The organism is Streptosporangium sp. NPDC001681, from assembly GCF_040298085.1.
Taxonomy (GTDB): domain Bacteria; phylum Actinomycetota; class Actinomycetes; order Streptosporangiales; family Streptosporangiaceae; genus Streptosporangium.
Genome location: NZ_JBEOZN010000237.1, coordinates 1 through 6,863, shown reverse-complemented (window position 1 = coordinate 6,863; position 6,863 = coordinate 1). Strand labels below are relative to the sequence as shown.

At 70.9% G+C, this 6,863-nt stretch carries 1 protein-coding gene; it reads right to left on the bottom strand.

The window, feature by feature from the left end; genetic code table 11:
• Positions 1–6,863, bottom strand: a 6,863-nt coding sequence (locus ABT130_RS46475) for an SDR family NAD(P)-dependent oxidoreductase (protein WP_350966333.1), incomplete at both ends; no start/stop codon positions are given.

Genomic DNA, 6,863 nt, shown 5'->3' with positions numbered 1-6,863 from the left:
ACCGACACCCGCCCGTCCCAGGCCGCCACCCGCTCGCGCACCCGCTCCACCGGCAGCGCCACCGACGCCATCGCCCCCAACCCCGCCAACCGCTCAGCGATCAACCGGCTGCGCAACGCCACCACCCGGGCGCCGTCCTGCACCGACAGACCACCGGCCACCACCGCCGCCGCGATCTCACCCTGCGAATGCCCCACCACCGCATCCGGGCGAACCCCCAGCGACTCCCACACCGCCGCCAGCGACACCATCACCGCGAACGACACCGGCTGGACCACATCCACCCGATCCAGAGACGGCGCCCCTTCCACCTGACGGACCACATCCAGCAACGACCAGTCCACGAACGGCTCCAACGCCGCCGCACACTCCGCCATCCGCCCGGCGAACACCGCCGACTCCTCCAAAAGCCGCGCACCCATCCCCACCCACTGCGCCCCCTGACCCGGGAACACCCACACCGACCTACCAACGACATCGGCCACACCCCGCACCACACCGGGCACCGACTCACCTGCGCTCAGCGCACCGACACCCGCCAGCAGCCCCTCACGATCCCCACCGACCACCACCGCACGGTGCTCGAATACCGACCGCGACGACACCAGCGACGACCCCACATCCACCAGACCCAGCTCGCCGACCGCCTCCACCTGCGCACCCAGACGGCGCGCCTGCTCGCGCAACGCCTCAGGACTCTTCGCCGACACCACCCACGGCACCACCCCGCCGACCGGACCGGCAGGCTCACCGGTCTCCGGTTCCACTGCCTGCGGCACCTGCTCCAAAATCACATGGGCGTTGGTGCCGCTGATCCCGAACGACGACACCCCCGCCCGGCGCGGACGACCGGTCTCCGGCCACTCGGTCGGCTCGGTCAGCAGCTCCACCGCGCCCATGGACCAGTCCACGTGCGACGACGGGGCGTCCACATGCAACGTCCGGGGCAGCACCCCGTGCCGGAGAGCCATGACCATCTTGATCACACCGGCCACACCCGCCGCGGCCTGCGCGTGACCGATGTTCGACTTGATCGAGCCCAGCAGCAGCGGCCGATCCTCGTCGCGATCCTGACCATAGGTCGCCAGCAGCGCCTGCGCCTCGATCGGGTCGCCCAGCGTCGTTCCGGTCCCGTGCCCTTCCACCACGTCCACCTCAGCGGAGGTCAAACCCGCACCGGCCAGCGCCTGGCGGATCACCCGCTGCTGCGACGGACCGTTCGGCGCGGTCAATCCGTTGGACGCACCGTCCTGGTTCACCGCAGACCCGCGCACCACCGCCAGCACCTGATGGCCGTTGCGGCGCGCGTCCGACAGCCGCTCCAGCACCAGCATGCCCACACCCTCGGACCAGTTCACCCCGTCGGCCGCGTCGGAGTAGGACTTGCACCGGCCGTCGCCGGCCAGCCCGCCCTGCGCACTGAAGTCAATGAACGGCCCCGGATTGGCCATCACCGTCACACCACCGGCCAACGCCAGGCTGCACTCACCCGACCGCAGCGCCTGCGCGGCCAGATGCATCGCCACCAGCGACGACGAGCACGCGGTGTCCACCGTCACCGCCGGGCCCTCCAACCCGAAGGTGTAGGACAGACGACCGGTCGCCACGCTTCCCGCGGTGCCGGTACCGACGAACCCCATCACCTCCGGCGGGAACGACACACTGGTCGCGTAGTCGTGGTACATGACCCCGGCGAACACCCCGGTACGGCTGCCCCGCAACGAGACCGGATCGATCCCGACCCGCTCGATCGCCTCCCACGACGTCTCCAGCAGCAACCGCTGCTGCGGATCCATCGCCAGTGCCTCATGCGGCGAGATGCCGAAGAACCCCGGGTCGAACTCCCCGGCCTCGTGCAGGAACCCACCCTCACGGACGTAGCTGGTCCCGCGATTCTCCCGATCCGGGTTGTAGAAGGCCGCCGGATCCCAACCTCGCGTGGTCGGGAACGGCGAGATCGCGTCTGCGCCCTCGGTGACCAGCCGCCACAGGTCCTCCGGGGACGTGACCCCGCCCGGATAGCGGCACGCCATGCCCACGATCACGACGGGGTCGTCGGTCACCGGCCGGACCTCGCCGGGAACCACCACATCGGCGTGCTCGCCGAGCAGCTCGGCCAGCAGGAACTCCGCCAGCACGGCCGGCGTCGGGTAGTCGAACACCAGCGTGGCCGGCAACCGCAGCCCGGTCGTACCGTTCAGCCGGTTGCGCAGTTCCACCGAGGTCAACGAGTCGAAGCCCAGCTCGCGGAACTCCCGCCGCACCTCCACCGTCTCCGGCGAGAGATGCCCCAGCACCATGGCCACCTCGGTACGCACCAGATCCACCAGGACCTCGGCGCGCTCGGCCGCCGCGAGCGGAGCCAGCCGCTGAAGCAGCGTGCTGGCCGCCGCCGACCTCCCGGCGGCAGACCGGCGCCTTCCCCGTACCAGCCTGCGCAGCAGTGGCGGAATCTCGCCCTGTGCTCGCAGCACCGGCAGATCCAGCCGGACCGGGGCCACGACCGGTTCGCTGGAACGGACCGCCACCTCGAACAAGGCAATGCCCTGTTCCGGTGCGAGTGGCGGCGTACCGGCACGGGCCAGCCGCTCCATGTCGCCATCGCTCAAAGTACCGGTCATCCCACTGTCCTGAGCCCACGCCCCCCAGGCCAGCGACAGCGCGGGCAACCCCGCGGCCCGGCGCTGCTGGGCCAGCGCGTCGAGGAACGAGTTGGCCGCGGCGTAGTTACCCTGACCGGGAGCTCCGATCACGCCCGCCACCGACGAGAACATGATGAAGTCGGCCAGGTCCTCGCCACGAGTGAGCTCGTGCAGGTGCCAGGCGGCGTCCACCTTCGGCCGCAGCACGGTGTCCAGCCGCTCCGGAGCCAGCGACGGGATCGTCCCGTCGTCCAGCACACCCGCGGTGTGGATCACCGCGGTCAGCGGGTGTTCGGCGTCCACCCCGGCCAGCAGGGCCGCCACCTGATCCCGATCGGCCATGTCACAGGCGGCGACCGTGACCTCGACCCCGTGCGCGATCAGCTCGGCCTGCAACTCCACCGCCCCCGGAGCCTCCAGGCCCCGGCGGCTGGTCAGCAGCAGATGCCGCACACCCCGCTCGGCCACCACATGCCGCGCGAACAACGCGCCCAGACCACCGGTGCCACCGGTGATCAGCACCGTGCCCTCCGGGTTCCACCGCCGGGGCATGGTCAGCACGATCTTGCCGGTGTGCTTGGCCTGGCCCATGAACCGGAAGGCATCCCGGCTCCGCCGCACATCCCACACCGTGACCGGCAACGGCCGCAACTCACCGGCCGCGAACAGCTCCATCAACTCGGCCAGGATCTGCCGCAACCGCTCAGGCCCGGCATCCATCACATCGAACCAGTGATACTCCAGCCCCGGGAACTGGTCCTGCTCGCGGATGTCCAGCTTGCCCATCTCGATGAACCGGCCGCCCGGACGCAGCAGCCGCGCCGAGGCGTCGATGAGCTCCCCGGTCAGCGAGTTGAGGACCACATCGATCCCCCGCTCACCACACACCTCCCGGAACCGCTCCTCGAACTCCAGACTCCGGGAGGAGGCGATGTGATCATCCGGGATGCCCAGCGAACGCAGCACCTCCCACTTGGCCGGATGCGCCGTGGCGAACACCTCCACTCCCAGCCGCTGGGCCAGCTGGATCGCCGCCATACCCACACCACCGGTGCCCGCGTGCACCAGCAGCCGCTCGCCCTCCCGCAGCCCTGCCAGGTCCATCAGCCCGTAGTAGGCCGTCAGGAACACCACCGGAATCGTCGCGGCCTGCTCGAAGGAGACCCCGTCAGGGATCTTGGTCAACCCGCCGGCGCCGGTGACCACCACCGGGCCGAACGCGCCCTCGGTCAGACCGGCCGCCCAGTCGCCCGGGCGCAGGTCGTCGACCTCGGGACCGACCTCCAGCACCACGCCGGCGGCCTCACTGCCCATCAGGCCGACCTTGTCCTGGAACCAGCCCAGCGCGTTCAACCCGTCCAGCAGGTCCCGGAAGTTCACCCCCGCGGCACGCACCGCCATCCGTACCTGCCCGGCCTGCAGCGGCTCGGCCATCCCCGAAGAGGGGAGCAGCTCCAACGCGTCCAGGCTGCCCTTGGCCCGGCTGCCCAGCTGCCACCCCGTACCGGACGGAGGCAGCAGACCCGCCCCCGACGCCAGCGACGCCAACCGCGGCACCTGCACTTCACCGTCACGCACCGCCACCTGCGGCTCACCCGAAGCCAGCACCGCGGGCAGTATCCCCGGCAAGGCCGGCAGCGACGCCTGGTGTTCATCCACATCGACCAGCACGAACCGGCCGGGGTTCTCCGACTGGGCACTGCGCACCAATCCGCAGGCCGCAGCGGCCGGCAGATCCGACACCACTTCACCGTCTCCGGCCGCGACCGCACCCCGCGTCACGAACACCAACCGTGAATCGCGATACCGCTCATCGGCCAGCCACTGCTGCAGCACGGTCAGAACGCGCGCGTTCAGCTCGTGTGTCGCGTCCACCACCGCGCCGACCTGGTCAAAGATCAGTTCGGTCACCACAGCACCCGGCGCCTGGTCCGTGTCCCCGAACACCGACGGATCCGCGAGGTCGAACACGTCGAGGCCGACCACCGCCACCGTCGGCGCGGGGTCGGCCACCGGCGCCACCCGCGCCGACGGCAACGCCGTCCACTCCACCCTGAACAGGGAGTCCCGCTCGCCCCTACGGTCACCTTCGCCGGTGGCCGCCGTGATCGGGCGCAGTACGAGTGACCGCGCCGTCAGCACCGGCTCCCCCGCCATATCGGCCACCGCCAGCGAGACGGCATCGCCTTCGGTCCTGGCCAGTCGTACCCGCAGTGCCGACGCGCCACCGGCGTGCAGACACACCTCACCCCAGGAGAACGGCAACCGGCTGCCCTCGGAATCGTCCAACCCCGCGAACGTCACCACGTGCAACGCCGCATCCAGCAGGGCCGGATGCACGCCGAACGAACCGGCATCCGACTCGAGCCGACTCGGCAGGCTCACCTCGGCGAAGATCTCATCATCACGCCGCCAGGCCGCCCGCAGGCCCTGAAACAGCGGTCCGTAGCTCAGCCCGCCCTCAGCGAGCTGGTCGTACAGCCCGTCCAGCTCGATCGCGGACGCGCCCTGCGGCGGCCAGACTTCGGTATCGAGTCGCTCGGCGGTCTGGCCGCCGATGGCGAGGACGCCGACCGCGTGCCGTACCCACGGCTCGTCATCGCCGGCCTCGGCCGGCCGAGTGTAGATGCTCAGGTCGCGTCTGCCCGACTCCTCCGCGCCCACCCACACCTGCACCGCGACGGCGTCGGTTTCGCCCAGTACGAGCGGCGCCGCCAGGGTGAGCTCCTCCACCAGGTCGCAGCCGACCTGGTCACCGGCCCGGATGGCCAGCTCCAGGAACGCGGTGCCGGGGAACAGCACCCTCCCGCCCACGGCGTGATCGGCCAGCCATGCCTGCGACCGCAACGACAGCTGGCCGGTCAGCAGTACGCCGTCTGAGGCGGCAAGCGCTACAGCGGCGCCCAGCAAAGGATGCCCTGCCGCGGCCAGCCCCAGGTTTCGAGCGTCACCCATTCGCTGTCCGCGGGGCCAGTACCACTCGTGCTGGAACGGGTAGGTGGGCAGGTCGACCTGGCGTCCGCGCGGGAGCAGCGCCTGCCAGTCGACCGGCACTCCGTGCACATGCAGCTCGGCCAGCGCCGTCATGGACGCGACCTGCTCGTCGCGGTCCTTACGCAATACCGGCACCAGCACCGCGTCCGACTCCTGCACATCCACGTCGGCGGCCAGGGTGTCGGCGGCCATCGCGGTCAGCACACCATCGGGGCCCAGCTCCAGATACGCCCGCACGCCCTGGCGGTGCAGCGCCCGGACGCCGTCGGCGAAGCGGACCGCGCCGCGGACCTGGTCCACCCAGTAGTCCGGCGAGCACAGCTGCTCGTCGGTGGCGGGTTCCCCGGTCAGGTTCGAGACCACCGGAATTTCCGGCGGGCTGTAGGTGAGCGTCCGGGCCAGGGCGCGGAAGTCCTCCAGCATCGGGTCCATCAACGGCGAATGGAACGCGTGCGACACCCGCAACCGCCGGGTCTTGACCCCCCGCTCCTGCAGAGCGGCGGCCACCTCCAGCACCGCCTCCTCGGTACCTGAGATCACCATCGAGGCCGGGCCGTTCACCGCCGCACTCGACACCTCCTTCTCACGCCCGGCCAACAGCTCGGCGACCTCCTCCTCGGTGGTCTGCACCGCCACCATCGCCCCACCCGCGGGGAGCGCCTGCATCAACCGCGCCCGGCCCGCCACCAACGCACACGCATCCTTCAGGGACAGCACCCCCGCCACATGGGCAGCGGTGATCTCCCCGATCGAATGGCCCGCCAGCACATCCGGCTGCACTCCCCACGAGGAGACCAGCCGGAACAGCGCCGTCTCAAGCGCGAACAACGCCGGCTGCGCCCACCCCGTCCGATCCAGTGCCTCCGCCTCAACCGACCCCGGCTCGGCGAACAGCACCTCGCGCAGCGACCCGTCCAGCAGCGGGTCCAGCTCCGCGATCACCGCGTCCAACGCCTCGGCGAACACCGGGAAGCGGTCATACAGCTCCCGGCCCATCCCAGCCCGCTGACTCCCCTGACCGGTGAACAACACCGCGAGCTCCGGCTCCGCCGCCGCCACCCCGCGCACCACACCCGCGACAGGCCGGTCGTCCGTCAGCGCACCCAGGCCGGCCAGCACCCCATCACGATCGCCGGCCAGCACCACCGCCCGATGCTCGAACGCCGACCGCGTCGTGGCCAGCGAGAACGCGGCATCGGCCAGCCCCAGATCAGGCTCACCATCCAG